Origin of the sequence: Mesorhizobium sp. ESP-6-4 (assembly GCF_020164735.1) — a bacterium.
Taxonomy (GTDB): domain Bacteria; phylum Pseudomonadota; class Alphaproteobacteria; order Rhizobiales; family Rhizobiaceae; genus Mesorhizobium.
Genome location: NZ_JAIUGS010000003.1, coordinates 159,346 through 181,646 on the forward strand (window position 1 = coordinate 159,346; position 22,301 = coordinate 181,646).

Below are 22,301 nucleotides of genomic sequence, written 5' to 3' on the forward strand. Positions count from 1 at the left end.
GCGAAGGCGGATTTCGCCGAAGTGAACCGCTTCACGCCGCCTTGCCCGTGCCGTCGCTAAAAAAGTCAGCAAATTTTATGAGATAACGTCTCAATCGGCCCGTCTCATCCGCGCGGCAAAGAAGCCGTCCAGGCCTGAAATCCCGGGCGTTTCCAGCGCGAGGTCGGCCGGCGTGGTGCGCAACATACCCTCCGGGGTCAGAAACGGATCGATGCCCACAAATTCGCCAGGCCGGATCGGATCGGCGACGACGCCGGGGCTCCCGGCGAGGAAATCGCGATAAAGCTCCTCGCCTTCGATCGGGTCGAGCGAGCAGTTGGAGAACACGATCCGTCCGCCGGGCCTGACGAGGGTAACGGCATGGGCAAGCAGCCGACGCTGGAGATCGGCGAGTTTTTCGACGTCGGCCATGGTCTTCGTCCATGGCACGTCGGGGTGGCGGCGCACCGTGCCGGTCGAGGAGCAGGGCGCATCGAGCAGCACGGCGTCGAACAATTGTGCCGGCCGGTAATCTAGGAGGTCGGTCTGTACGAGCTCGGCGGTCAGGCCAAGGCGCTCGAGATTCTGACTGAGCCGCGCCAGCCGGTTCTTCGAGGTGTCGATCGCGGTCACCTCGGCGCCGGCCAGAATAAGCTGCGCCGTCTTGCCGCCGGGCGCGGCGCACAGGTCGGCGACGCGCTGGCCTCTGATGTCGCCGAACAGGCGTGCCGGCAGGCTTGCCGCCGCATCTTGCACCCACCAGGCGCCATCGGCGAAACCGGGGAGGTCGATGACATTGGCGGCAAGCTTCTCGACGCGCACGGTGCCGGTCGGCAGCACGATGCCGCTGAGACGCTCGGCCCAGATCACCGGGTCGGCCTTGACGGTGAAGTCGACCGGCGCCTCGTGGCGATGGGCGGCAAGGATGACTCGCGCCTTGTCGGCTCCGTAAGCAGCGGTCAGCCGCTCGGAGAACCATTGCGGCGCCTCGCTGGTGGCGGCAAGCGCCGGGGCAAGCTCAGTCTCCTTGGCGCGCGCCAGCGAACGCAGCACGCCGTTGACGAGCCCGGAGAAACGCAGCGTTCGCGGATCGGATTTGGCGTGGGTGACGGCAAGGTCGACGGCGGCGCTGTCGGGAACATCGAGAAACAGGATCTGCGTGGCGGCGACATTGAGGATGTGCGAGAGCGCCGTGGCGTTGGCCGGCAGCGGCTTTTCCAGGCGCTTGGACAAAAGCCCGGCAATGGTCATGCGGTGGCGCAGCGCCGTGACCAGGATGGCGCGCACCAGCGCCCGGTCGCGGCCGTCCAGCGCCTTGTATTGCGGATGGCCGTGCTCGTTATCGGTCAACCCGTCGAGCGGCGTGCGGGCATCGATGACGGCGGCAAGCAGCCGCGCCGCCGCCTTGCGTGCGGCAAGGCCGGCGACGTTCTCGTCACCAGCCTTGCGTTGCGGATTGCCCGAATGTCCGCGCCTCGGCGGCGTCACGACCAGGGACCCTTCGACCGGACATTGCGCGGTCCGGTCGGGTTGCGGCCCCAGGGATTGGGCTTTGGCGGCGCCGGCTCAGCCTCCGCTGGCGGCGGGTCCGCCGGCTTGCCCCATGGCCCCGCCGACGGCTCCTCGGGCTGAATGGGTGGCGGAGAAGCCTGGCGCCGGGCGGCCGGCGACGCGCCACCCATCACGCGCGCCATCTCCTGCAGCGCGGCTATGCGGTTCTCGGTGCTCGGGTGGGTCGAGAACAGATTGTCCATGCGCTCGCCATGCAGAGGATTGATGATGAAAAGATGCGCCATCGCCGGATTGCGCTCGGCATCCTCATTGGGGATCCGTTCGGCGCCGCGCGCGATCTTGTTGAGCGCCGAAGCCAGCCACAACGGGTTGCCGCAGATCTCGGCGCCGCGCCGGTCGGCTTCGTATTCGCGGGTGCGGCTCACCGCCATCTGCACGATCATCGCGGCGAGTGGCGCAACGATCATCGCGACAAGCACGCCGACAAAGCCGAATGGATTGTTGTTCTCGCGGCTGCCGCCGAAGAAGAAGGCGAAATTGCCGAGCATCGAGATGGCGCCGGCGAGCGTCGCCACGATCGTCATGGTCAGCGTATCGCGATGCTGCACATGGGCAAGCTCATGCGCCATCACCGCCGCGACCTCTTCATGGGAGAGCCGCTCGAGCAGGCCGGTGGACGCCGCAACGGCAGCATTTTCCGGATTGCGGCCGGTGGCGAAGGCGTTGGGCTGCGGGTTGTCGATCAGATATGTCTTCGGCATCGGCAGGCCGGCCTGCTTGGCCAGCCCCTGCACGATCGCGTAATATTCGGGCGCGTTCTTCGCGTCGACCTCGACGGCGCGGTTCATCGACAGCACCATCTTGTCGGCGTTCCAATAGCTGAACAAATTGGTGCCGGCGGCGATCAGAAGCGCGATGACCATGCCGCCCGAGCCGCCGATCAGATAACCGACGCCCATGAACAGCGCCGTCATCGCGGCAAGAAGCATGGCGGTGCGAAGCGTGTTCATCGTTTCATCCGTCTGGTCTGATGGCGGAGGAGGTGGCGAATAGGGGTCGATCCTCTCGGTTTCATGGCTATATGATGGGAAACGGTCGCTCCCGTTTCAATCGGCAAGGACTTATCGCATGATCGAAGAGCCAGGCAAAACCGAAGCTGCGGACGCCAGCGAAAGGCCGCAAAAGACGCTGACGCCGGAAGCACAGCGGGCGCTGGCTGAAGCCGAGGCCAGGCGCAAGCTCTACCGAGAAGCGGAAGCGGCGATCCCGAAGGAAATCGGCGGCCGCGGCGGCAAGGAGCCTGGCCGCTACGGCGACTGGGAGGTGAAAGGCCTCGCCAGCGACTTCTGACGAGAACCGGTTCCCGAGCGCGGAAATCTTGACCGGGCGGATAGTGGTCACGCAGATTGCATGCGTAGGCGCGGAATCAGCCACACCTTGGCGATTGGCCGAAGCCTCCGTGACGTCGTCATCCACGGGCGGAGCGACGCGAAGCGGAGCGCAGACCCGAGGATCCATTCCGTGACCTTGGCCGAGGAACGCAGCGAAGCAGAATTCCGCGCCGTGGCAACGCCTCGACGTCACGGAATGGATTCTATGGTCTGCGCGCGTCGCTTCGCTCCTTGCTCCGCCATAGAATGACGATCGCGATGGGCGTTCGGCCAATCGAAACGAACGGTGAAAATCTCGCCTGCTGACAGCCTGCAATCCGTCAAAGTCCCTGTACGAGCTACTAGGCCGCAGCCCGTGTCGGCGACAACGCGATAAAACCGGTATCGTCGACCACAATGCCGATTTCGTCATAGGAACGGATTGTCGGGTGCGGCGTGACCAGCGGGTGGACATGCGTGGCGCTGATCACCACCACCGACGCGCCGGAGGCCTCGCCTGCCGCGATGCCCGCCGGCGCATCCTCGAAGACCAGGCAGTCGCGCGCCTCGACGCCGAGACGGCTTGCCGCCAGCAGGAAGCAGTCCGGCGCCGGCTTGCCATGAGTGACATCTTCCGCCGTGACCATCATGGCGGGAACCGGAATACCGGCCGCCTCGATGCGCAGCAGCGCCAGCTCGCGCGGCGCCGAGGTGACGATCGCCCAGCGCTCCGGCGGCAGCGATTGCAGAAACGCGATGGCACCAGGAATCGGGACGATGCCTTCGAGGTCCTCCGCCTCGGCCTTGAGCAGCGCATCGGCTTCGGCGACGGCGTCGACGCCCGGCAGCTTCAGTCCCGCGATCGTCTCGATCGCGCGCTTGCCATGGATCGTGGGCAGGAAGCTCGCCACGTCGAGGCCGTGACGCTCCGCCCATTTTGCCCACACCCGTTCTGCCGCAGCGATCGAGTTGAGCACCGTGCCGTCCATGTCGAACAGGAAGGCGGCGAATTTTGAGCCTGCAAACATCGAATGTCCTGGAGAATCGTTTTCGGGAGGGGCGAAACGCAAAGCCCAGTTTAGACCGGCCGGCACCGCCTGAGAAGGCGAGAGGCCCACCATTTCATCCCGGCACGGGAACAAGCTCCAGCCCGCGGCGTTGAACGGGCAGTCTTTCCAAAATCATCAAGGGGGGAATGCGATGCTGATCCGGCTCGGCTATGAAATCGCCATCGAATGCGCGGCCGTGACGCCGATCATCTCGCTTCTCGACATCCATCCGGATCGCCATGCCGACATCAAGCGGCAGACGCGGCTTCTGACCTCGCCCTCGGTGCCGACCCGGACCTATCGCGACCGCCACGGCAATATCTGCCGTCGTTTCACGGCGCCGGCAGGCAACTTCCGCATCCTCTATGACGCGGCGGTCGAGGACAGCGGCGAGACCGACGAGGTGAACACGCTGGCGTACGAAACGCCGGTCGCGGAACTGCCGGACGATGTGCTGGTCTATCTGCTCGGCAGCCGCTATTGCGAGACCGACCATCTCAGCGACACCGCCTGGCAGCTTTTCGGCCAGCTGCCGCCCGGCTGGGCACGCGTCCAGGCGATCGTCGATTATGTAAACAGCCGGCTTTCCTTCGGCTACGGCTATGCGCGCGCCACACGCACGGCGGCCCAGGCGCATGAGGAGCGTGTCGGGGTGTGCCGCGATTTCGCGCATCTGGCGATCGCGCTTTGCCGATGCATGAACATTCCGGCGCGCTATGTGAACGGCTATCTCGGCGATATCGGCGTGCCGGCCGACCCGGCGCCGATGGATTTCTCGGCCTGGATGGAAGTCTACCTCGACGGCAAATGGTACACGTTCGATCCGCGCCACAACCGGCCCCGCATCGGCCGCGTCGTCATCGCGCGCGGCCGCGACGCCACCGACGTGCCGCTGCTGCACAGTTTCGGCCCGCACCGGCTCAGCCTGTTCAAGGTCTGGACCTACGAGCAGGAAGGCAACCGCTTCAATCCCCCGCATCACGGCGTCGATCGGACGGCCAGCGCGCAGATGCTGGGGTAGGTTCTGTCGATATTCAGGTGAGGCCGGCCTGCGAAGGACGGCCTCCTGCGCTTCCGGTGCTCACGTACTTTAAGCACGCTCCGCTCCGGTTCTCGGAAGCCGCCCTTCTCGACTCGGCTGACCCGAATCTCAACAGACCCTGCGCTGCGCCATGTTTCACCGGAGCCGCTGACCCGCTTCGGCACAGTTCGATTGTGCCGAAGAGAGAACGACCGCGACAGTCTTCAAGACTATGGTAAGCGCTTCATGAAGGTCGCGTTTCCAAGGCATTTTCGTTTACTTCCGGTTCACCTTCAGATTTGCCGAAAGTCAGCAAAAACAACGGATTAACCTCTTGTTAATCGCCTTACGGCGGCTTCTGGCCGAAATCCTGCAACGCCTCTGCCGAGCGGCACGGTGCCGCGGACAGTGGAGGCGGAAGGGATGCGGCAGTTCAGAGGTGTCCGTGGGGTGGACGGCTTTGCCCGCAACCGCGAAGGCAATTTCGCGGTACTGTTCGGAGCTGCCGCATCGGTCCTCGCGCTGGGGGTGGGATTCGCGGTCAACATCTCGCAACTCTACAATGCGAGATCGAGCCTGCAGGGCGTCGTCGACGCCGCCGTGACCTCGACGGCCCGCGATCTCACCCTCGGCGTCATCACGGAAACCGATGCCAACAAAACGGTGCAGGCGTTTCTCGACGCCAACAGCACGGCCGGCATCTTGCAGGCCAACCAGATCGTGCTCGACAGGCTTACGGTCAACAGGACGGCCAACACCGTACAGGCGGATGCGCATGTCGATGTCGGCCTCTATTTTCCGCTGTTCAGCACCAGCACCATGCGCCGCGTGACCGCCTCGACCTCGGCGCTTTATTCCGACAAGACCGTCGAGGTGGCGATGATGCTCGACGTCACCGGTTCGATGAGGCCCGACTGGCGCACCAAGACCAACAAGATCGGCGACCTGCAGGCAGCCGCATCACAGACGGTAAAGGATCTCCTGGATCAAAACCGGGATCCCAACGATCCCCGGATTCGGGTATCGATCATACCCTACGCCGAAGCCGTCAACACCGGCGGCCTGGCCGATACCGTCTTCGTCGAGACCGAGACGGGGCCGAAAGTGCCGCCGCCGATCGATGCCCCGGTAGCGGTTTCCACTACGGTCTCCGATCATTGCGCAACCGAGCGCAAGGACAAGGACGGCTACGCCGATTATTCATCGGACGGGCCCTACACGCAACGCCGGGACAACCAGCGCAAGATCTATCTGGCCAAAGTCAACCGCGACTACCGCATGACGCTATGCCCTACGGCTGCCCTGGTTCCGCTGACTGCTGATGAGGACAAGCTGCTGACGGCGATCGATCATTTCAGGCTGGGGGCGTGACCGCAGGCGGCATTGCCGCGCAATGGGGCTACTACATGCTCTCGCCATCCTGGCGCACGGCAATCTCGAGCGCCCGCCTGGGTGCCGGCCCGGCCAACTTCGATCGGAACAGGGTGGCCAAGATCGCCATTCTGATGACGGACGGCCAGTTCAACACCGCCTTTGCCGGCGGACGCGGCGCGTCGCGGTCGCAGGATCAAGGTCAAAAGTCGCGCGCCAATGCCGAAGCCATCTGCGATAACATGAAACGCGACAGCATCGAGATATTCACCATCGGCTTCGATCTCAACGACCCGGCTATGTCCGCGACCGAACGCGATCAGGCCAAGTCCCTGTTGAAGAACTGCGCGACTGACGACACCTCGTCGCTCAAGCATTACTACGAGGCCGCCAACGGCGCCGAATTGAAACAGGCCTTCGGCGAAATCAGCCGTAATATCGAAAAGCTTACAATCAGCCGCTGAACTGCAGCGCCGACCCCAAAAAGGAAAAGGCCGCCGCTTCTTGACGAAGCCGGCGGCCTTCCGTGTTTCCGTCCATGACGCGGCTTCCGGCGGCAACCCCATCGGGCTACCTGCCGCGCGTCTCGCGCCTTAACGGGAAGACTGCTTCCCGAAAGTGCAATCCGCTGAGCTCACGTTATGGAAAACGAAATCACTCGACATCGGATCACCTCCTTTCAGTTCGTTGAACACACACAGATGATGGGGTGCGTCGCGGCAAATGGCAAGGTGCCGCAACGGAATGGCAGGCGGGAAATCCCTGCCCGCGGTGTTTTTGGGCAACAGATCGGGATTGCGCTACGCAGGCCAGTTGGATGACAGTGGCGCCCGGGAGGGCCCGCATTCGACGCATCGGGAGGTGAGAATGGACGCCGCCGACAAAGCCGCGCGGATCGCACGAACGGTCGTCGAGACGCTGAAACCGGGTTTCGCGGTCAAGCTCTGGACCGGCGAGCGCATCGGTCCCGCCGGCGGTCCGGTGCTCACCATCAACGACCAGGATATCGTCTGGCAATTGCTGCGCCGGCCGCGCTTCTCGACGCTGGTCGAGATGTGGATTTCCAAGACCATCGACATCGAAGACGGCACGCTGTTCGATTTCTACGCGCTGCCTTCGCAAGGCAAGCTCAAGACGAAGCTCAGATCGCTGCCGAAGCTGGCGATTTTGCGCGACCTGCCGGCGGTGCTTTTCTCGCGCAAACAAATGACGGCGCGCAGCGATCTTTCCGGCCGCAACCCTTATGTCAGCGGGTCGAACAAGGAGGCGATCCAGCACCATTACGACATTTCGAACGCCTTCTATCGGCTCTTCCTCGACGAGCGCATGGTCTACAGCTGCGGTTATTTCAGGGATTTCGCCAACGGCATCGACCAGGCGCAGATCGACAAGCTCGACCATATCTGCCGCAAGCTCAGGCTCAAGCCGGGCGAAACGTTGCTCGACATCGGCTGCGGCTGGGGCGCGATGCTGATCCATGCGGCGAAGCATTACGGCGTCGTCGGTCACGGCGTCTCGCTTTCGCAAGCCCAGACGGAGCTTGCCCGCGAGCGCATTCGCGCCGAGGGGCTTCAGGACCGCATCACCATCGAGATAAAGTCCTATGCCGAGCTCTCCGGCAGCTTCGACAAGATCTCGTCGATCGGCATGTTCGAGCATTTAGGGATCGCCAACCACGCTGCCTATTTCTCGACTGTCCATCGCCTGCTGAAACCCGGCGGCATCTATCTGCACCACGCCATCACCCGGCGCAGCAAGGGCGACCTGAAGAAGACCCTGCGCAAGGGGCCGGAATACAAGGCCCTGATCAAATACATCTTTCCCGGCGGCGAGCTCGACACGATCGGCATGACGCTCGGCAATCTCGAGGCGCACGGCTTCCTGGTCTATGACGTGGAAAACTTGCGCGAGCATTATGCGCAAACCTGCCGCCTGTGGGCGGAGCGCCTCAGTGCACGCTTCGACGAGGCGGTCGCCGAGGTCGGCGAGCCCAAGGCGCGGCTGTGGCTGCTCTATCTGACGGGTTGCTCGATCACCTTCGAGCGCGCCTCGGCGCAGATTTTCCAGACCGTCGCCACCAGGCGCGCCCGCGGCCCGAGCGGCCTGCCGCCGACACGGGCGGATTTGTACCGGTAGACCCGACCCGCTTCAGTCCATCAAGCGCATCGGCGCGCCGAGCTCGATCCGCGCGGGCCGGTCGACCGTGCAGTAGACACCGAGATTGTGAGCGTTGTGGCGTACCAAATTGCGCAGGATGCCGGGGTCGGTGTCGAAGCCGTCCTGGGCGATGATGGTGAAGCCGCAGCGGCGGCAGGGTTCGGAGACGGTGAGCAGCAGATCGCCGACCGCGAGCTTCCTGCCGATCCATTGCGTCTCCGGAAAGGCGCCTTCGACCGGGTCCATCTCGACGACGATGTTGGGCCGGAAGCGGCGCGGATCGGGCACGCCTTCGGGATGCAGCGCCTTCAGTCTGGCCAGCGAGGCGGTGGTGAGCAGATGGATCGGCGCCTTGGCATAGCGGGCCTCGGTCAACGGGCCGGTGTAGCCGGGCGTCGCGTTCTGCGCGCCGAACGGCCGGATTGAGGCCTTGAAGCCGAGAAAGGCCGATACCGTGCGGTCGCTTTCAGGATCCGGCGCCGGCAGCCATTCGCCGCCGGGCACCGCCACTTCGAGCCGCCATTCCTTGTTCATCGGGGCCTCGCTCAGCCGGGTGCGAATCAGCGGCACCTTGTGCCACTTGGCCTCGCGGTCGGGCCTGGCGATCTCGCCGTCGGAAGCATCAACCAGTCCGAACAGCCGGTCGCCGTCGACGGTCTTCAGCCCGACGGAGATGGCCTCACGCCGCTCGCCGGCGAGCGAGCTCGCCGGATAGCGCCAGAGCTGGCTGACCGTGCCGAGGATTGCCTTGCCGGTCATCAGCCCTTCTTGTTCTGCCGGTTGGCGACGAGATCGTCGACCACGGCCGGATCGGCCAGCGTCGAGGTGTCGCCGAGCGCGCCGAAATCGTCTTCGGCGATCTTGCGCAGGATGCGCCGCATGATCTTGCCTGAACGGGTCTTCGGCAGGCCCGGCGCGAACTGGATCTTGTCGGGCGTGGCGATGGCGCCGATCTCCTTGCGGACATGCGCGACCAGCTCCTTGCGCAATTCCTCGCTCGATTGGGTGCCGGCCATCAGCGTGACATAGCAGTAGATGCCCTGGCCCTTGATGTCGTGCGGGTAGCCGACGACGGCGGCTTCCGACACCTTTTCATGGCTGACCAGCGCCGATTCCACCTCGGCCGTGCCCATGCGGTGGCCGGAAACGTTGATGACGTCGTCGACCCGGCCGGTGATCCAGTAATAGCCGTCGGCGTCGCGCCGGCAGCCGTCGCCAGTGAAGTATTTGCCCTTGTAGGTCGAGAAATAGGTCTGCACGAAACGGTCGTGGTCGCCATACACGGTGCGCATCTGGCCCGGCCATGAATCGGCGATGCAGAGATTGCCGTCGGTGGCGCCGTCCAGCACCTTGCCTTCGCCGTCGACCAGCTGCGGCTGGACGCCGAAGAAGGGCCGCGTGGCGGAACCCGCCTTGAGGTCGGTGGCGCCGGGCAGCGGCGTGATCATGATGCCGCCGGTCTCGGTCTGCCACCAGGTGTCGACGATCGGCACCTTGGCGTTGCCGACGACGTTGTAATACCACTCCCAGGCTTCCGGATTGATCGGCTCGCCGACCGAACCCAGCACGCGCAGCGACTTGCGCGAGGTCTTCTTCACATGGCTGTCGCCGGCGCCCATCAGCGCGCGCAGCGCCGTCGGCGCGGTGTAAAAGATGTTGACCTGGTGCTTGTCGATCACCTCCCAAAAGCGCGACTGCGAGGGATAGTTCGGCACGCCCTCGAACATCAGCGTCGTGGCGCCATTGGCCAAAGGCCCGTAGACGATGTAGCTGTGGCCGGTGACCCAGCCGACATCGGCCGTGCACCAGTAGATGTCTCCATCATGGTAGTCGAAGACATATTGGTGCGTCATCGAGACATAGACGAGATAGCCGGCGGTGGTGTGCAGCACGCCCTTCGGCTTGCCGGTCGAGCCGGAGGTGTAGAGGATGAAAAGCGGGTCTTCCGCCTTCATCTTCTCCGGCTTGCAGTCGGTCTTAACGGTCTGCGCCTCCTCGTGGTACCAGACGTCGCGTCCCGGTACCCAGCCGGTCTTGCCGCCGGTGCGGCGCACCACCACGACCTTCTCGACCTTGGTGCCGGCCTTGGCGGCGATGTCGATCGCCTTGTCGGTGTTGTCCTTGAGCGGGATCGGCTTGCCGCCGCGCAGGCCCTCGTCAGCGGTGATCACGATGGTCGATTTACAGTCGTCGATACGGCCGGCCAGCGCATCGGGCGAGAAGCCGCCGAACACGACCGAATGGATCGCGCCGATACGCGTGCAGGCGAGCATGGCATAGGCCGCTTCCGGAATCATCGGCATGTAGATGGTGACGCGGTCGCCCTTCTTGACGCCATGCTTCTTCAGCACGTTGGCGAAGCGGCAGACATGCGCGTAGAGCTCGTTATAGGTGACCTTGCGGTCGTCATAGGGGTTGTCGCCTTCCCAGATGATGGCGGTCTGGTCGCCGCGCTTCTTCAAATGCCGGTCGATGCAATTGTAGGAAACGTTGGTCTGGCCGTCCTCGAACCACTTGATCGAGACCTTGCCGTCGAAGGAGGTGTTCTTGACCTTGGTGAAGGGCTTGAACCAATCGATGCGCTTGCCGTGCTTGCCCCAGAACTTATCCGGATTTTTCACGCTGTCGGCATACCATTTGAGATAGGTGTCGTTGTCGATCAACGCGTTCTTCTTCCACGCCGGCTGGACGCGGTGGACATGCACATCGGACATTTCTTTGCTTTCCTCCCAAACCATCCACCGGCTTGCGCCGCCGGCGGCATCGCAGCGAAGCGGCCGCGAATTCGCGGGCATTATTAACAGTTCCGCGGTGACGGCAACATTAGACGTTGGATTCGCGTGGCGGGATGACGCAGGGGCAGTTCGACCAGCCATTAGCACTCTCGCTTCGCGGCTGCTAACCGCCTGTTTTAACGACAAAAATTTTGCAGAGTCTCGAAGAAATCCATAGACAGTTAAGCAACCGTGGGCACAATTCAGCGTTGGGAGGAAGGAGAATCAACCAAGGAAACGCAATGCGCGACAATTCCGAAATGGATCTGATGCTCAGGGGATACGGGCTGACTACGGCTAAGATCCTTTATCATTACCCCGATCACCCGCACCTGCTGCAAAGCTATGTCTGGCAGGACTATGACCTAGCTCCGGAATTCCCGGTGCTGATCCGCTTCATCGAGTTCTGGAAGACCAAGCTCGACGGCCCGCTGCATTCGGTCACCTACACGCATCAGAAGCTGATCGCGCCGAACGAGTGGCGGAAGGTGGATGGGGAGTTTCGGGTGCACTGAGGCGGTGGTACAGCTGATCTCCCCCGCAAGGGGGGAGATTGGCAGTTTCAGCGCTGGCTTCACACCGCCGGCGGGTTCAGCCGGGCGAAGCCTTCCTGGCGGCGATAGGGGAAGTACGGATAAGGCGCCGTCACCGCGCTTGCTTCATCGAGCGCCCTGATCTGCGTCGGCGTCAACGCCCAACCGACGGCGCCGAGATTCTGGCGCAGCTGCTCCTCGTTGCGCGCGCCGATGATCACCGATGACACGGTCGGCCGCTGCAGGAGCCAGTTGATGGCGACCTGCGGCACGGTCTTGCCGGCCTCGGCGGCGACCGCTTCCAGCGCATCGATCACCTTGAAAAGCTGCTCGTCCTCGACCGGCGGGCCGAAATCGGCGGTGCCGTGCAGCCGGCTCTTCTCCGGCAAGGGTTTTCCGCGGCGGATCTTGCCGGTGAGCCGGCCCCAGCCGAGCGGGCTCCATACCAAGGCGCCGACGCCCTGGTCGAGGCCGAGCGGCATCAGCTCCCATTCATAGTCGCGCCCGACCAGCGAATAATAAACCTGATGCGCGACATAGCGCGGATAGCCGTGCTTTTCCGCCAGGCCGAGCGATTTCATCACCTGCCAGCCGGAGAAATTGGAGACGCCGACATAGCGCAGCTTGCCGGAGCGCACGAGGTGATCCAGCGTCGACAGCACCTCCTCGATCGGCGTCGAGGCGTCGAAGGCGTGGAGCTGAAGCAAGTCGATATAATCGGTGCCGAGGCGCTTCAGCGCCGCGTCGACGGAGCGAATCAGGCGCGAGCGGGACGAGCCCCAGTCGGCCGGGCCATCGCCCATCGGCAGGGACGTCTTGGTCGAGATCAGCACCGCGTCGCGGCGGCCCTTGATGGCCTCGCCCAGCACCTCCTCCGAAGCGCCGTTCGAATAGAGATCAGCCGTGTCGAAGAGGTTGACGCCCGCCTCCAGGCAGATGTCGACCAGGCGGCGCGCTTCCTTCGCGTCGCTGTTGCCCCAATGGCCGAACAGCGGGCCGGAGCCACCAAAAGTTCCGGCGCCGAAGGAAAGGGCGGGCACTTTCAGGCCGGAGGCGCCGAGAGGTCGATAATCCATGTTTTTTCTCCTGATTGGATGTCGAAGGGAGTCAGCGCTCAGCACTGCGCGGTGACCGGCCTGCCGATCGCCCGGCCGCGTTCGAGACGCAGCGCCATGAACACGACGCCGAGCGCGGCGAGCGGCACTAAGCCGGCCACAAGGGGGACGGCGCCGAGGCCGGGGCCGTGGTCGATGACGAAGCCGCCAAGCCAGGCGCCGATGGCGTTGCCGAGATTGAAGGCGGCGATGTTGAAGGAGGAGGCCAGGCCCTGGCCGGCGCCCTCGGCCTTCTCCAGCACCCACATCTGCAGCGGCGCGACGGTGGCGAAGGCGGCGGCACCGAGCAGACCGACGGCGACAATCGCTGCCACCGGCTGGTGGATCGCCGCGGCCATGACGAACAGCATCGCCGAAAGTGCGACCAGCGTGCCGATAACCGTCGGCACCAGATGGCGGTCGGCAAGGCGCCCGCCAAGCAGATTGCCCGCCACCAGGCCACCGCCGAAAACCAGCAGGATCGGCGACACGGCTGCCTCGGAAAAGCCGGTGACGCGGGTGAGGATGGGCGCCAGATAGGTGAAGGCCGCAAAGACGCCGACCCAACTCAGCACCGTGGTCAACAAGCCGAGCAGCACCGGCCGGCGGCCGAGCACGGCGAGCGTGCCTTCGGAGGTCTCCTCTTCCTCCGTGGCGGTAGGCTCGTCGCGCGGCACCAGCAGCGCGATCACGGCAAAGGCGATGACGCCGATAAGCGTGACGGCCAGGAAGCTCGAACGCCAGCCATAGGCTTGGCCAAGCCAGGTGCCGAAGGGCACGCCGAGGATGTTGGCGACGGTAAGGCCGGTGAACATCAGCGCGATGGCCGAGGCCTTACGGTTGGGCGCGACAAGGCTGGTGGCCACGACGGAGCCGACACCGAAGAAGGAGGCATGGGCGAAGGCGGTGAGCACACGGGCCGCCATCAGCGTCCAGTAGTCGGGCGCCAGCGCGCAAGCGAGGTTGCCGACGGTGAAGACCACCATCAGGGCAAGCAGCAGGGTCTTGCGCGGCAGGCGTCCGGTCAAGGCGCCAAGCAGCGGCGCGCCGACGACGACGCCCAGCGCATAGCCGGAGATGAGCAGGCCCGCGGCCGAGATCGAGACGCCGAGATCGGCGCTGACATCGAGCAGCAGGCCCATGATGACGAATTCGGTGACGCCGATGCCGAAGGCGCCGGCGGTGAGGGCATAAAGAGCAAGAGGCATTGGCGATGGTCCATTTGGTGCTGAAGGACGCTCAGGCCCGCGCCCCGACACGCAAGATCGTGATCCGCCATTCACGAATGGCGAGACCGGACATCAACCGCTCCGGCGAGGTCGAAGTGTTCGTCCGCGTCGTCGAGGCGGGCAGCTTCTCGGCCGCGGCGCGGGCGCTGCGCATGACGCCGTCGGCCGTGAGCAAGCTGATCGCGCGGCTGGAGGCGCGGCTTGGCGCGCGGCTGATCAGCCGCTCGACGCGCAAGCTGCAGCTGACGCCGGAAGGGGCTGCCTTCCATGGCAGCGGCCTGCGCATCCTCGCCGATCTCGACGCGGCCGAGCGCGAAGCGGCGGCGGGCGCGGCGCCGCGCGGCAGGCTGAGGGTCAACTCCTATGTGCCGTTCGGCCAGCACCGGCTGATGCCGCTCTTGCCGCGCTTCCTGGAAAATTATCCCGAGATTTTCGTCGAAGCCGTGCTGACCGACAGTGTCATCGACCTTCTGGAAGAGCGCGCCGATGTCGCCATCCGCGCCGGGCCGCTGCGCGAGTCACGCCTGGTTGCGCGCAAGCTCGGCCAGAGCCGGATGGTCCTGGTCGCGTCGCCTGCGTATCTTGCAGCGCGCGGCAGGCCACGCGCATTGTCCGACCTCGCTCGCCACAACATGCTGGCCTTCGGCTTCGCCAGGCACATAGAGGGCTGGCCGTTTGTCGATGCGACAGGCAAATCGATCATCATGCCGATTGTCGGAAACATGTCGCTGACCGACGGCGAAGCGATGCGGCGAACGACGCTGGCAGGGGCCGGCATAGCCCGGCTGGCGCGCTGGCATGTTGAACCCGATATCGCCGCTGGGCTGCTCGTGCCGTTGCTGGAAGAGTTCAATCCCGGCGACGAGGAGCCGACGCATGCCGTCTATGTCGGTCAGGGCAAGCATCTGCCGGCCCGCGTCCGAGCGTTCCTCGATTTTCTCGCGGAAACCGTTCGTCTCTGAATGAGGAAAGAGCCGCGCGCCAATGGCACGCGGCTCCGACCTGTCTGCCCGAGCGGAATTACGCCTTCGGCACGAACGGCGCGGGACGCCGGCCGGCGCCTTGCCGCTCCAGCATCCAGCCGGGATACTCGGCAGGCAGTGCGCTTACCTCGTCGAGCCTGGCGAGGTCGTCGGCGTCGAGCTTCAAGCCGGTTGCGGCGAGGTTCTGCTCAAGCTGGTCCATGCGGCTGGCGCCGATGAGGACGCTCATCACAAAAGGCTTGGCCAGCACATAGCCCAACGCCACCGTGGCGACGCTGACATCGTGCTTTCTGGCGACCTCGCGCATGACCGCAACCGCCGCCCAGGCGCGGTCCTCATTGACCGGCGGGAAATTGAAGGAAGCGCGCCGGCCCTCGCCATTGCCGGGTGCTCCGGGGCCGTATTTGCCGGAAAGCAGGCCGCCGGCCATCGGCGACCAGACCATCAGGCCGAGCTTTTCCTCGTTGATCAGCGGCACGATCTCACGCTCGAGATCGCGGCCGGCGATCGAGTAGTAGGATTGGATAGTCTCGAAGCGGGCATAACCTTTGCGCTCCGCGATGCCCAGCGCCTTGGCGATGCGCCAGGCCTGCCAGTTGGAGACGCCGACGTAACGGACCTTGCCGCTGGCGACGAGGTCGTCGAGCGCGCGCAACGTCTCGTCGATCGGCGTGACCGTGTCGGTGCCGTGCAGCTGGTATAGATCAATATGGTCGAGCTGCAGCCGCTTAAGGCTGCCGTCGACCGAATCCATGATGTGACCGCGCGAGGAGCCGCGCTCGTTCGGCCCGTTGCCCATGGCGCCATGCACCTTGGTGGCGATGATAACGTCCGAACGTTTCACGCCGAGATCCTTGAGCGACTGTCCCAGCAGCTGCTCGGACTGGCCGAAGGAATAGACATCCGCGGTGTCGAAGAAATTGACGCCGGCGGCGATCGAGCGGCCGACGATCTCGTTGACGCCCTTCTGGTCGAGACTGGCGATCAGGCCCCATTGGGCATTCTCGCCGGCGGCGCCGAATGTCATGGTGCCGAGGCAGAGTTCGGATACGAACAGGCCGGTGTTGCCGAGCTGATTATAACGCATGGTGAGATTCCCCGAGAAAGGAGCGAATGTGCACCAAGCAAAATAGGAACGGTCCGTTTCGTTTCAAGTTCTGGCGCAAGCGCGGTGGTCAACTTGATGTGAAGTTGCCAATCAGCGGATCTTGAAACGTCAGACTTCCCAGGGATTGACGACCGTCACGCCCATGCCTTCGAAGTCGGCCACGTTTCGAGTGACCAGGATCAGGTCGTACACGAGGGCGGTTGCCGCAATGAGGGTGTCGGCGTTCCCTCGCGTACGTCCGGCCGTGATGCGGCCCCACGCGAGGGCGACCTCTTCCGTGATCGCCAGGATGCGGTCCGCATTGTCTCGGCGCAGTTCCCGCAGCCAGACGTCAAGCCGCGCTGCCCTGTCGGGGTCGGTCTTGCGCTGCTTGACGATCCCACGTTCGATCTCACCAATGGTGATCACACTGAGACTGATCGAGGTCGGATCAACCGAAGCCAGCCAGGCGGTTGGTTTCGGCAGCCGCCTTTGCACGTCTGAAACAACGTTCGTATCGAGCAGATACATCAGAGGTCGACGTCCCGGATCATCGTATCCGAGCGGCGGGTGATTTCCTTATGAAACTCATCGTCCCAGCCGGGGCCGGTCAGAAGATATTCGGCGAGCGATTTCTTCTTCCCGGCCAAGCGGTCGTAGTCCTCGGCGGACAGCACGACCGCAGCCCGTTCGCCGCGAAGCGTCACTGTCTGCGGCCCCTCGGTTCGCGCGCGCTGGACCACTTTTGAAAAATTGTTCTTCGCGTCCTGAAGATGCCAGTTCATCCGCAGCTCCTAGCTAGCTTGGCTAGATATAGCGTGGCGGCAGCGGATCATCAATCAACCCCACGGAAAGATAGCGGGTGACGGCGTCACCGGTTGCCGAAGATTGCCGACCCGACCCTGACGCTGGTCGCGCCGAAGGCGATGGCGGTCTCGTAGTCGCCGGACATGCCCATCGAGAGCTTCGCGACACCGGCCTCGCGGGCGAGCTTTTCCAGCAGCGCGAAATGCGGGCCGGGGTTCTCATCGGCCGGCGGGATGCACATCAGGCCTTCGATGGCGAGACCATGCATCTCGCGGCAGCGTTTGACGAAGGCGACCGCCTCGCGCGGCTCGATGCCGGCCTTTTGCGGCTCGGAGCCGGTGTTGACCTGGACATAGAGTTTCGGCGCCCGGCCCTGCCGGGCCATTTCTTTTGAAAGCTCGGCGGCGATCTTCTCACGGTCGACCGTCTCGATGATATCGAAAAGCGCCACCGCTTCCTTGGCCTTGTTGGATTGCAGCGGGCCAATCAGGTGCAGCTCGATATCGGCAAATGCCGCCTTCAGCGCCGGCCATTTGCCTTGCGCTTCCTGCACGCGGTTCTCGCCGAAGACGCGCTGGCCTGCCTCGATGACGGGGCGGATGTCCTCGGCCGCGAAGGTCTTCGACACCGCCACAAGCGTGACGGCGCCGGGCGCTCGCTTCGCCTCGCGCTCGGCGTTCGCGATCTTCGCCCTGACCGCGTGAAGCTGCTCTACGGCGTTCGTCATGCCACTATCCTGCCTATAGTTTTCATGGTCGGCCGGCTCGCCGCAGTTGACGGGTCCGGCAATCCATGGTGAACACCGCGACGACATTGTCTCGGCTGCCGGCCCAGGCGTGTCGATATTCAGGTGATGCCGGCCTGCAAATGCCGGTTTCCTGCGCTTCCGGTGCTCACGTACTTAAGTACGCTTCGCTCCGGTTCTCGGAACCCGCCATTTTCGGCTCGGCCTGACCTGAATATCGACACGCCTTAATCCAGCACCGTGCACCTGCTTTTAAGTGAAAAACATCCGATGGCAACCGAACGATACAATCCGCGCACGTCAGAGCCCAAATGGCAGAAGGCCTGGGCCGAAAAGAAGCTGTTCGAGGCCCGCAACGACGATCCGAAGCCGAAATACTACGTGCTCGAGATGTTCCCCTATCCATCGGGCAAGATCCATATCGGCCACACCCGCAACTACACGATGGGCGACGTGGTGGCGCGCTATAAGCGCGCCAAGGGTTTCAACGTGCTGCACCCGATGGGCTGGGACGCGTTCGGCATGCCGGCCGAAAACGCCGCCATGCAGAACAAGGTTCATCCCAAGGACTGGACCTACGAAAACATCGCGGTCATGCGTGAGCAGCTCAAGATGATGGGCCTGTCGCTCGACTGGGCACGCGAGTTCGCGACCTGCGACGTCGACTATTACCACCGCCAGCAGATGCTGTTCCTCGACTTCGTCGAGAAGGGCTTGGTGACGCGCAAATCCTCCAAGGTCAACTGGGACCCGGAGGACATGACGGTGCTCGCCAACGAGCAGGTCATCGACGGCCGCGGCTGGCGCTCGGGCGCGCTGGTCGAGCAGCGCGAACTGACGCAGTGGTTCTTCAAGATCACCGACTTCGCGCAGGACCTGCTGGACTCGCTCAACGGACTCGAAGAGTGGCCGGAAAAGGTCAAGCTGATGCAGCACAACTGGATCGGCCGCTCGGAAGGGCTGCTGATCCGCTGGCCGCTGGCAAAGCCCGTCGGCGATATGCATGAGCTGGAAGTCTACACGACAAGGCCGGACACCATCTTCGGCGCCTCCTTCATGGCGGTCGCCGCCGACCATCCGCTGGCGAGAAAAGCCGCCGAGAGCAATGTCGAGCTGGCGAAGTTCATCGACGAGGTCCGCCACATGGGCACCTCGGTGGCGGCGCTCGAGACGGCCGAAAAGAAGGGCTTCGACACCGGCATCCGCGTCGTCCACCCGTTCGACGAGAATTGGACGCTGCCGGTCTATGTCGCCAATTTCGTGCTGATGGAATACGGCACCGGCGCCATTTTCGGCTGCCCGTCGGGCGACCAGCGCGACCTCGACTTCGCCAACAAATACGGCCTGCCCGTGATTCCGGTGGTGATGCCGGAAGGCGAAACCCAGGGGAGCTTCCAGATCATCGAGGAGGCCTATGACGGCGACGGCGTGATGATCAATTCGCGCTTCCTAGACGGCATGAAGCCCGAGAGGGCGTTCGATGAAGTGGCGAAGCTCCTGGAGCAGAAAAGCATCGGCGGCCGGCCGATGGCGGAGCGCAAGGTGAATTTCCGCCTGCGCGACTGGGGCATTTCGCGCCAGCGCTACTGGGGCTGCCCGATCCCGATGATCCATTGCGAGGCCTGCGGCGTCGTGCCGGTGCCGAAGGCCGACCTGCCGGTCAAGCTGCCCGACAACATCGAGTTCGACCGCCCGGGCAACCCGCTCGACCGTCATCCGACCTGGCGGCATGTGAAATGCCCGCAATGCGGCCGCGATGCGCGGCGCGAGACCGACACGATGGACACCTTCGTCGATTCGTCCTGGTATTTCGCGCGCTTCACCGCGCCGTGGGCAAACGAGCCGACCGAGCCGAAGGCGGCCGACGAATGGCTGGCCGTCGACCAGTATATCGGCGGAATCGAGCACGCGATCCTGCATCTGCTCTATTCGCGCTTCTTCACCCGCGCCATGCGCGAGACCGGTCACCTCAATCTGGCCGAGCCGTTCAAGGGGCTGTTCACGCAGGGCATGGTGGTGCACGAGACCTACCGTGTCGGCGGCCCGTCCAACAACGGACGCTGGCTGTCGCCGGGCGAGGTCAGGATCGAGGACGTCGGCGGCAAGCGCCGTGCCGTCGAGATCGCCACCGGCGAGGAGGCGACGATCGGCGCGCTGGAGAAGATGTCGAAGTCCAAGAAGAACACGGTGAGCCCGGAAGAGATCACCGACGGCTACGGCGCCGACACGGCGCGCTGGTTCATGCTGTCGGACTCGCCGCCGGAGCGCGACGTCGAATGGACCGACGAGGGCGCGGCCGGCGCGCACCGTTTCGTGCAGCGCATCTGGCGCCTGGTGCAGATCGCGGCCGACTCTCTGCCCGGCGTCAAGCCCGCGGCGGCGAAGGATGGCGAGGCGGGCGTGGTTTCCAAGGCCGCGCACAAGATCCTGAAGGCGGTCGGCGAGGATATCGAGAAGCTCGGCTTCAACCGCGCCATCGCCCGCATCTACGAGCTCGCCAATGTGCTGGCCGCGCCGCTCAACGACGTTGCCGAAGGCAAGGCCGACGACGCGCTGAAGGGCGCCTGCCGCGAGGCGGTGGAAATCCTGGTGCACATCATCGCGCCGGTGATGCCGCATCTGGCGGAGGAATGCTGGCAGGGGCTGGGCGGCGCCGAAATGGTCGCCGAGCGGCCCTGGCCGGTCTACGACCCGGCGCTCGTCGTCGACAATGAGATCGTGCTGCCGGTGCAGGTCAACGGCAAGAAGCGCGGGGATTTGACAATTGCCCGCGACGCGGATCAAGGTGCCGTCGAAAAAGCGGTGCTGGCTCTCGACTTCGTGCAAAAAGCACTGGAAGGTAAGGCTCCGCGCAAGGTGATCATCGTCCCGCAGAGGATCGTCAATGTCGTTGCCTGATCCGGTGAAGTCACAACCGGTCCGCCTGCGCGGCCGCCTGGCGGTCTGCGGCATGGTCGCCGCGCTTGCGCTGGTTTCGGCCTGCACCGTGCGGCCGCTCTATTCCAGCCAGCCGCTGTCGCCCGGATCGCAGCTCAGCGCATCCGCCGAGCTCGCCTCGATCTCGATCAAGCCGGTCAACACCCGCTACGCGCAGCAGGTGCGCAACAATCTGATCTTCGCCTTCGGGCAGGGCTCGGGCGAGCCGGCCTCGCCGGCCTACACGCTCGATCTCGGCGTCACCGAGCTCGTCGAATCGGCGGCCATCGTGCAGGTGCAGACCCAGGAGGACGAGCCGACGGCGGGCACGGTCACGCTGACCGCCAACTACGTGCTCAGGGACACCGCGACCAACACGGTGATTGCCGTCGGCAAGCGCTCGATCCCCTCGTCCTTCGACCGGCCGCGCCAGGAATTCGCGGCCTATCGTGCGCAGATCGATGCGGAGAACCGCGCTGCGCGTGAGCTTGCCGATCTGCTGCGGCTTTCCATCGCCCAGGATTTGGCCAGGCACGGCAAAAAGGCCTAGTTCCTCGCCGGAGATTGGCTGAAGCCTTCCGAACTTCGTCATCCCAGGGCGGAGCAGCCGCGAAGCGGCGTCGCGTAGACCCTAGGATCCATTCCGTTACTTCGGCCTGAAGGTGCGGCGGAGCAGAATTCTGCACCGTTGCGACGCTCGTATGTCACGGAATGGATCCTCGGGTCTGCGCGCGTCTCTTCGCTCCTTGCTCCGCCCGTGGATGACGATCGCGATGGGCGTTCCGGCCAATCGCCGAGGCAGGTGACCTGGCAAGGCATAGGGACTTTGCCACGAAAAAAGGCCGGTTGCCCGGCCTTCTTTGCTACTCAGTTGCTTTTTGCCTTGCGCAATTCCCAGACGGAAAATCGTTACACACTTTTCCTGGAACTGCTCCGGCCTCAGCCGATCTTCTGGCCGGTCTTGGCCCAGTCGGCGAGGAAGGCGGCGAGGCCTTTGTCGGTCAGCGGGTGGTTGACCAGCGCCTTCAGCGTCGCCGGCGGCGCGGTCACGATATCGGCGCCGATCAGCGCGGCCTGCTTGACGTGGTTCACCGTGCGCACCGAGGCGGTCAGGATCTCGGTCTTGAAATCGTAATTGTCGTAGATGGTGCGGATTTCCGAGATCAGCTCCATGCCGTCCGAGCCGGTGTCGTCGATGCGGCCGACGAAGGGCGAGATGAAGGAGGCGCCGGCCTTCGCGGCGAGCAGCGCCTGGTTGGCCGAGAAGCAGAGCGTCACGTTGACCATGCGGTTCATTTCGGTGCGGATGGTCTTGCAGGCCTTCAAGCCGTCCAGCGTCAGCGGCACCTTGATGGCCACGTTCGGCGCGATCTTGGCCAACACCTCGGCCTCGGCCATCATGTCCTTGTATTCGGTGGCCACCACCTCGGCCGAGACCGGCCCTTCGACGATGTCGCAGATCTGCTTGGTGACTTCGGAAATCTTGCCGCCCGATTTCAGGATCAGCGACGGGTTGGTGGTGACGCCGTCCAGCAGCCCCAGATCGTGCAGCTCCTTAATTTCCTTGATGTCAGCGGTGTCGACAAAAAACTTCATGGCTGTCTCCTTGGGGATCGCCTGGCGCGCGCCAGGCACATGCGAGGGTCCCCTTTGATCTAGAGCAAAGTCGGGGCA

At 64.2% G+C, this 22,301-nt stretch carries 21 protein-coding genes; 9 read left to right on the plus strand and 12 right to left on the minus strand.

The genetic code is table 11. From position 1 onward, the window contains the following. Window positions 1-90: 90 nt before the first annotated feature. Window positions 91-1,473: an RsmB/NOP family class I SAM-dependent RNA methyltransferase gene (locus tag LB523_RS07870; RefSeq protein WP_224602408.1), complete on the minus strand. Its 1,383-nt coding sequence runs from the start codon at window positions 1,471-1,473 to the stop codon at window positions 91-93. Beyond that, the gene (gene htpX, locus LB523_RS07875; RefSeq protein WP_224602055.1) at window positions 1,464-2,501 is read right to left on the minus strand and encodes a zinc metalloprotease HtpX; all 1,038 of its coding nucleotides are present in this window, start codon (window positions 2,499-2,501) and stop codon (window positions 1,464-1,466) included. Before htpX ends, LB523_RS07870 begins: the two co-directional genes overlap by 10 nt. Window positions 2,502-2,619: 118 nt before the next feature. On the opposite strand from htpX, the gene LB523_RS07880 reads away from it, so the two are divergent. Further along, complete coding sequence (locus LB523_RS07880; RefSeq protein WP_224602057.1) at window positions 2,620-2,841, plus strand: DUF1674 domain-containing protein; 222 nt, start codon at window positions 2,620-2,622, stop codon at window positions 2,839-2,841. Between the two features lie 382 nt (window positions 2,842-3,223). Here the strand turns inward: LB523_RS07880 and LB523_RS07885 are convergent, their stop codons facing one another. Next, window positions 3,224-3,889 (minus strand): HAD-IA family hydrolase, encoded by a 666-nt coding sequence (locus LB523_RS07885; RefSeq protein ID WP_224602059.1) that lies wholly within the window; start codon window positions 3,887-3,889, stop codon window positions 3,224-3,226. A 172-nt stretch (window positions 3,890-4,061) separates the two neighbouring features. Between LB523_RS07885 and LB523_RS07890 the strand changes: the two genes are divergently transcribed. The 4 genes from LB523_RS07890 to LB523_RS07900 all read left to right on the plus strand — a co-directional run bounded on the left by LB523_RS07890 (window position 4,062) and on the right by LB523_RS07900 (window position 8,438). After that, complete coding sequence (locus LB523_RS07890; protein ID WP_224602062.1) at window positions 4,062-4,931, plus strand: transglutaminase-like domain-containing protein; 870 nt, start codon at window positions 4,062-4,064, stop codon at window positions 4,929-4,931. Between the two features lie 423 nt (window positions 4,932-5,354). Continuing rightward, window positions 5,355-6,302, plus strand: a complete 948-nt coding sequence (locus tag LB523_RS07895; RefSeq protein ID WP_318011950.1) for a TadE/TadG family type IV pilus assembly protein — start codon at window positions 5,355-5,357, stop codon at window positions 6,300-6,302. 113 nt (window positions 6,303-6,415) lie between these two features. After that, window positions 6,416-6,766, plus strand: a complete 351-nt coding sequence (locus tag LB523_RS29375) for a hypothetical protein (protein ID WP_318011951.1) — start codon at window positions 6,416-6,418, stop codon at window positions 6,764-6,766. 403 nt (window positions 6,767-7,169) lie between these two features. Next, complete coding sequence (locus tag LB523_RS07900; RefSeq protein WP_224547325.1) at window positions 7,170-8,438, plus strand: SAM-dependent methyltransferase; 1,269 nt, start codon at window positions 7,170-7,172, stop codon at window positions 8,436-8,438. Window positions 8,439-8,450: 12 nt separating this feature from the next. Here the strand turns inward: LB523_RS07900 and LB523_RS07905 are convergent, their stop codons facing one another. Then, entirely contained in the window at window positions 8,451-9,218 is a 768-nt protein-coding gene (locus LB523_RS07905) for an MOSC domain-containing protein (RefSeq protein ID WP_224602063.1), read from the minus strand. Continuing rightward, window positions 9,218-11,173, minus strand: coding sequence for an acetate--CoA ligase (acs, locus tag LB523_RS07910; protein ID WP_224602065.1), 1,956 nt, complete (start codon window positions 11,171-11,173; stop codon window positions 9,218-9,220). The genes LB523_RS07905 and acs overlap by 1 nt, the downstream gene beginning before the upstream one ends. Window positions 11,174-11,475: 302 nt before the next feature. On the opposite strand from acs, the gene LB523_RS07915 reads away from it, so the two are divergent. Beyond that, on the plus strand, window positions 11,476-11,748 hold the full coding sequence (locus LB523_RS07915) for an usg protein (RefSeq protein WP_095769745.1): 273 nt from the start codon (window positions 11,476-11,478) through the stop codon (window positions 11,746-11,748). Window positions 11,749-11,807: 59 nt separating this feature from the next. Here the strand turns inward: LB523_RS07915 and LB523_RS07920 are convergent, their stop codons facing one another. Together LB523_RS07920 and LB523_RS07925 are read right to left on the minus strand one after the other, a co-directional pair. Next, a complete protein-coding gene (locus LB523_RS07920; protein ID WP_224602067.1) occupies window positions 11,808-12,842 on the minus strand; it encodes an aldo/keto reductase in 1,035 nt (344 codons plus the stop codon). A 38-nt stretch (window positions 12,843-12,880) separates the two neighbouring features. Then, window positions 12,881-14,068 (minus strand): MFS transporter, encoded by a 1,188-nt coding sequence (locus LB523_RS07925; RefSeq protein ID WP_224602069.1) that lies wholly within the window; start codon window positions 14,066-14,068, stop codon window positions 12,881-12,883. A gap of 77 nt (window positions 14,069-14,145) precedes the next feature. Between LB523_RS07925 and LB523_RS07930 the strand changes: the two genes are divergently transcribed. Then, on the plus strand, window positions 14,146-15,051 hold the full coding sequence (locus tag LB523_RS07930; RefSeq protein WP_224602410.1) for a LysR family transcriptional regulator: 906 nt from the start codon (window positions 14,146-14,148) through the stop codon (window positions 15,049-15,051). A gap of 58 nt (window positions 15,052-15,109) precedes the next feature. Here the strand turns inward: LB523_RS07930 and LB523_RS07935 are convergent, their stop codons facing one another. The 4 genes from LB523_RS07935 to LB523_RS07950 form a co-directional block, all read right to left on the minus strand. Beyond that, on the minus strand, window positions 15,110-16,159 hold the full coding sequence (locus LB523_RS07935) for an aldo/keto reductase (protein WP_224547336.1): 1,050 nt from the start codon (window positions 16,157-16,159) through the stop codon (window positions 15,110-15,112). 129 nt (window positions 16,160-16,288) lie between these two features. Further along, window positions 16,289-16,690 (minus strand): type II toxin-antitoxin system VapC family toxin, encoded by a 402-nt coding sequence (locus LB523_RS07940; RefSeq protein ID WP_224602071.1) that lies wholly within the window; start codon window positions 16,688-16,690, stop codon window positions 16,289-16,291. Beyond that, on the minus strand, window positions 16,690-16,944 hold the full coding sequence (locus LB523_RS07945; RefSeq protein ID WP_095769739.1) for a type II toxin-antitoxin system Phd/YefM family antitoxin: 255 nt from the start codon (window positions 16,942-16,944) through the stop codon (window positions 16,690-16,692). Before LB523_RS07945 ends, LB523_RS07940 begins: the two co-directional genes overlap by 1 nt. An 86-nt stretch (window positions 16,945-17,030) precedes the next feature. Then, window positions 17,031-17,693, minus strand: a complete 663-nt coding sequence (locus tag LB523_RS07950; RefSeq protein WP_224602073.1) for a YggS family pyridoxal phosphate-dependent enzyme — start codon at window positions 17,691-17,693, stop codon at window positions 17,031-17,033. Window positions 17,694-17,981: 288 nt separating this feature from the next. On the opposite strand from LB523_RS07950, the gene leuS reads away from it, so the two are divergent. Both leuS and lptE read left to right on the plus strand, forming a co-directional pair. Next, window positions 17,982-20,609 carry a leucine--tRNA ligase gene (gene leuS / locus LB523_RS07955; RefSeq protein WP_224602075.1) on the plus strand — a complete coding sequence of 876 codons (2,628 nt, stop codon included), beginning with the start codon at window positions 17,982-17,984 and terminating at the stop codon, window positions 20,607-20,609. Beyond that, window positions 20,596-21,177, plus strand: a complete 582-nt coding sequence (gene lptE, locus LB523_RS07960) for an LPS assembly lipoprotein LptE (protein ID WP_224602077.1) — start codon at window positions 20,596-20,598, stop codon at window positions 21,175-21,177. The genes leuS and lptE overlap by 14 nt, the downstream gene beginning before the upstream one ends. 389 nt (window positions 21,178-21,566) lie before the next feature. Here the strand turns inward: lptE and fsa are convergent, their stop codons facing one another. Continuing rightward, entirely contained in the window at window positions 21,567-22,223 is a 657-nt protein-coding gene (gene fsa / locus LB523_RS07965) for a fructose-6-phosphate aldolase (RefSeq protein WP_095769735.1), read from the minus strand. Between the last annotated feature and the right edge of the window lie 78 nt (window positions 22,224-22,301).

What these genes read in the sequence shown, in the direction of transcription:
- htpX (WP_224602055.1), bottom strand. Translation starts at nt 2,501, where the DNA reads ATGAACACGCTTCGCACCGCCATGCTTCTTGCCGCGATGACGGCGCTG.
- LB523_RS07880 (WP_224602057.1), top strand. Translation starts at nt 2,620, where the DNA reads ATGATCGAAGAGCCAGGCAAAACCGAAGCTGCGGACGCCAGCGAAAGG.
- LB523_RS07885 (WP_224602059.1), bottom strand. Translation starts at nt 3,889, where the DNA reads ATGTTTGCAGGCTCAAAATTCGCCGCCTTCCTGTTCGACATGGACGGC.
- LB523_RS07890 (WP_224602062.1), top strand. Translation starts at nt 4,062, where the DNA reads ATGCTGATCCGGCTCGGCTATGAAATCGCCATCGAATGCGCGGCCGTG.
- LB523_RS07895 (WP_318011950.1), top strand. Translation starts at nt 5,355, where the DNA reads ATGCGGCAGTTCAGAGGTGTCCGTGGGGTGGACGGCTTTGCCCGCAAC.
- LB523_RS07900 (WP_224547325.1), top strand. Translation starts at nt 7,170, where the DNA reads ATGGACGCCGCCGACAAAGCCGCGCGGATCGCACGAACGGTCGTCGAG.
- LB523_RS07905 (WP_224602063.1), bottom strand. Translation starts at nt 9,218, where the DNA reads ATGACCGGCAAGGCAATCCTCGGCACGGTCAGCCAGCTCTGGCGCTAT.
- acs (WP_224602065.1), bottom strand. Translation starts at nt 11,173, where the DNA reads ATGTCCGATGTGCATGTCCACCGCGTCCAGCCGGCGTGGAAGAAGAAC.
- LB523_RS07915 (WP_095769745.1), top strand. Translation starts at nt 11,476, where the DNA reads ATGCGCGACAATTCCGAAATGGATCTGATGCTCAGGGGATACGGGCTG.
- LB523_RS07920 (WP_224602067.1), bottom strand. Translation starts at nt 12,842, where the DNA reads ATGGATTATCGACCTCTCGGCGCCTCCGGCCTGAAAGTGCCCGCCCTT.
- LB523_RS07925 (WP_224602069.1), bottom strand. Translation starts at nt 14,068, where the DNA reads ATGCCTCTTGCTCTTTATGCCCTCACCGCCGGCGCCTTCGGCATCGGC.
- LB523_RS07930 (WP_224602410.1), top strand. Translation starts at nt 14,146, where the DNA reads ATGGCGAGACCGGACATCAACCGCTCCGGCGAGGTCGAAGTGTTCGTC.
- LB523_RS07935 (WP_224547336.1), bottom strand. Translation starts at nt 16,159, where the DNA reads ATGCGTTATAATCAGCTCGGCAACACCGGCCTGTTCGTATCCGAACTC.
- LB523_RS07940 (WP_224602071.1), bottom strand. Translation starts at nt 16,690, where the DNA reads ATGTATCTGCTCGATACGAACGTTGTTTCAGACGTGCAAAGGCGGCTG.
- LB523_RS07945 (WP_095769739.1), bottom strand. Translation starts at nt 16,944, where the DNA reads ATGAACTGGCATCTTCAGGACGCGAAGAACAATTTTTCAAAAGTGGTC.
- LB523_RS07950 (WP_224602073.1), bottom strand. Translation starts at nt 17,693, where the DNA reads ATGACGAACGCCGTAGAGCAGCTTCACGCGGTCAGGGCGAAGATCGCG.
- leuS (WP_224602075.1), top strand. Translation starts at nt 17,982, where the DNA reads ATGGCAACCGAACGATACAATCCGCGCACGTCAGAGCCCAAATGGCAG.
- lptE (WP_224602077.1), top strand. Translation starts at nt 20,596, where the DNA reads ATGTCGTTGCCTGATCCGGTGAAGTCACAACCGGTCCGCCTGCGCGGC.
- fsa (WP_095769735.1), bottom strand. Translation starts at nt 22,223, where the DNA reads ATGAAGTTTTTTGTCGACACCGCTGACATCAAGGAAATTAAGGAGCTG.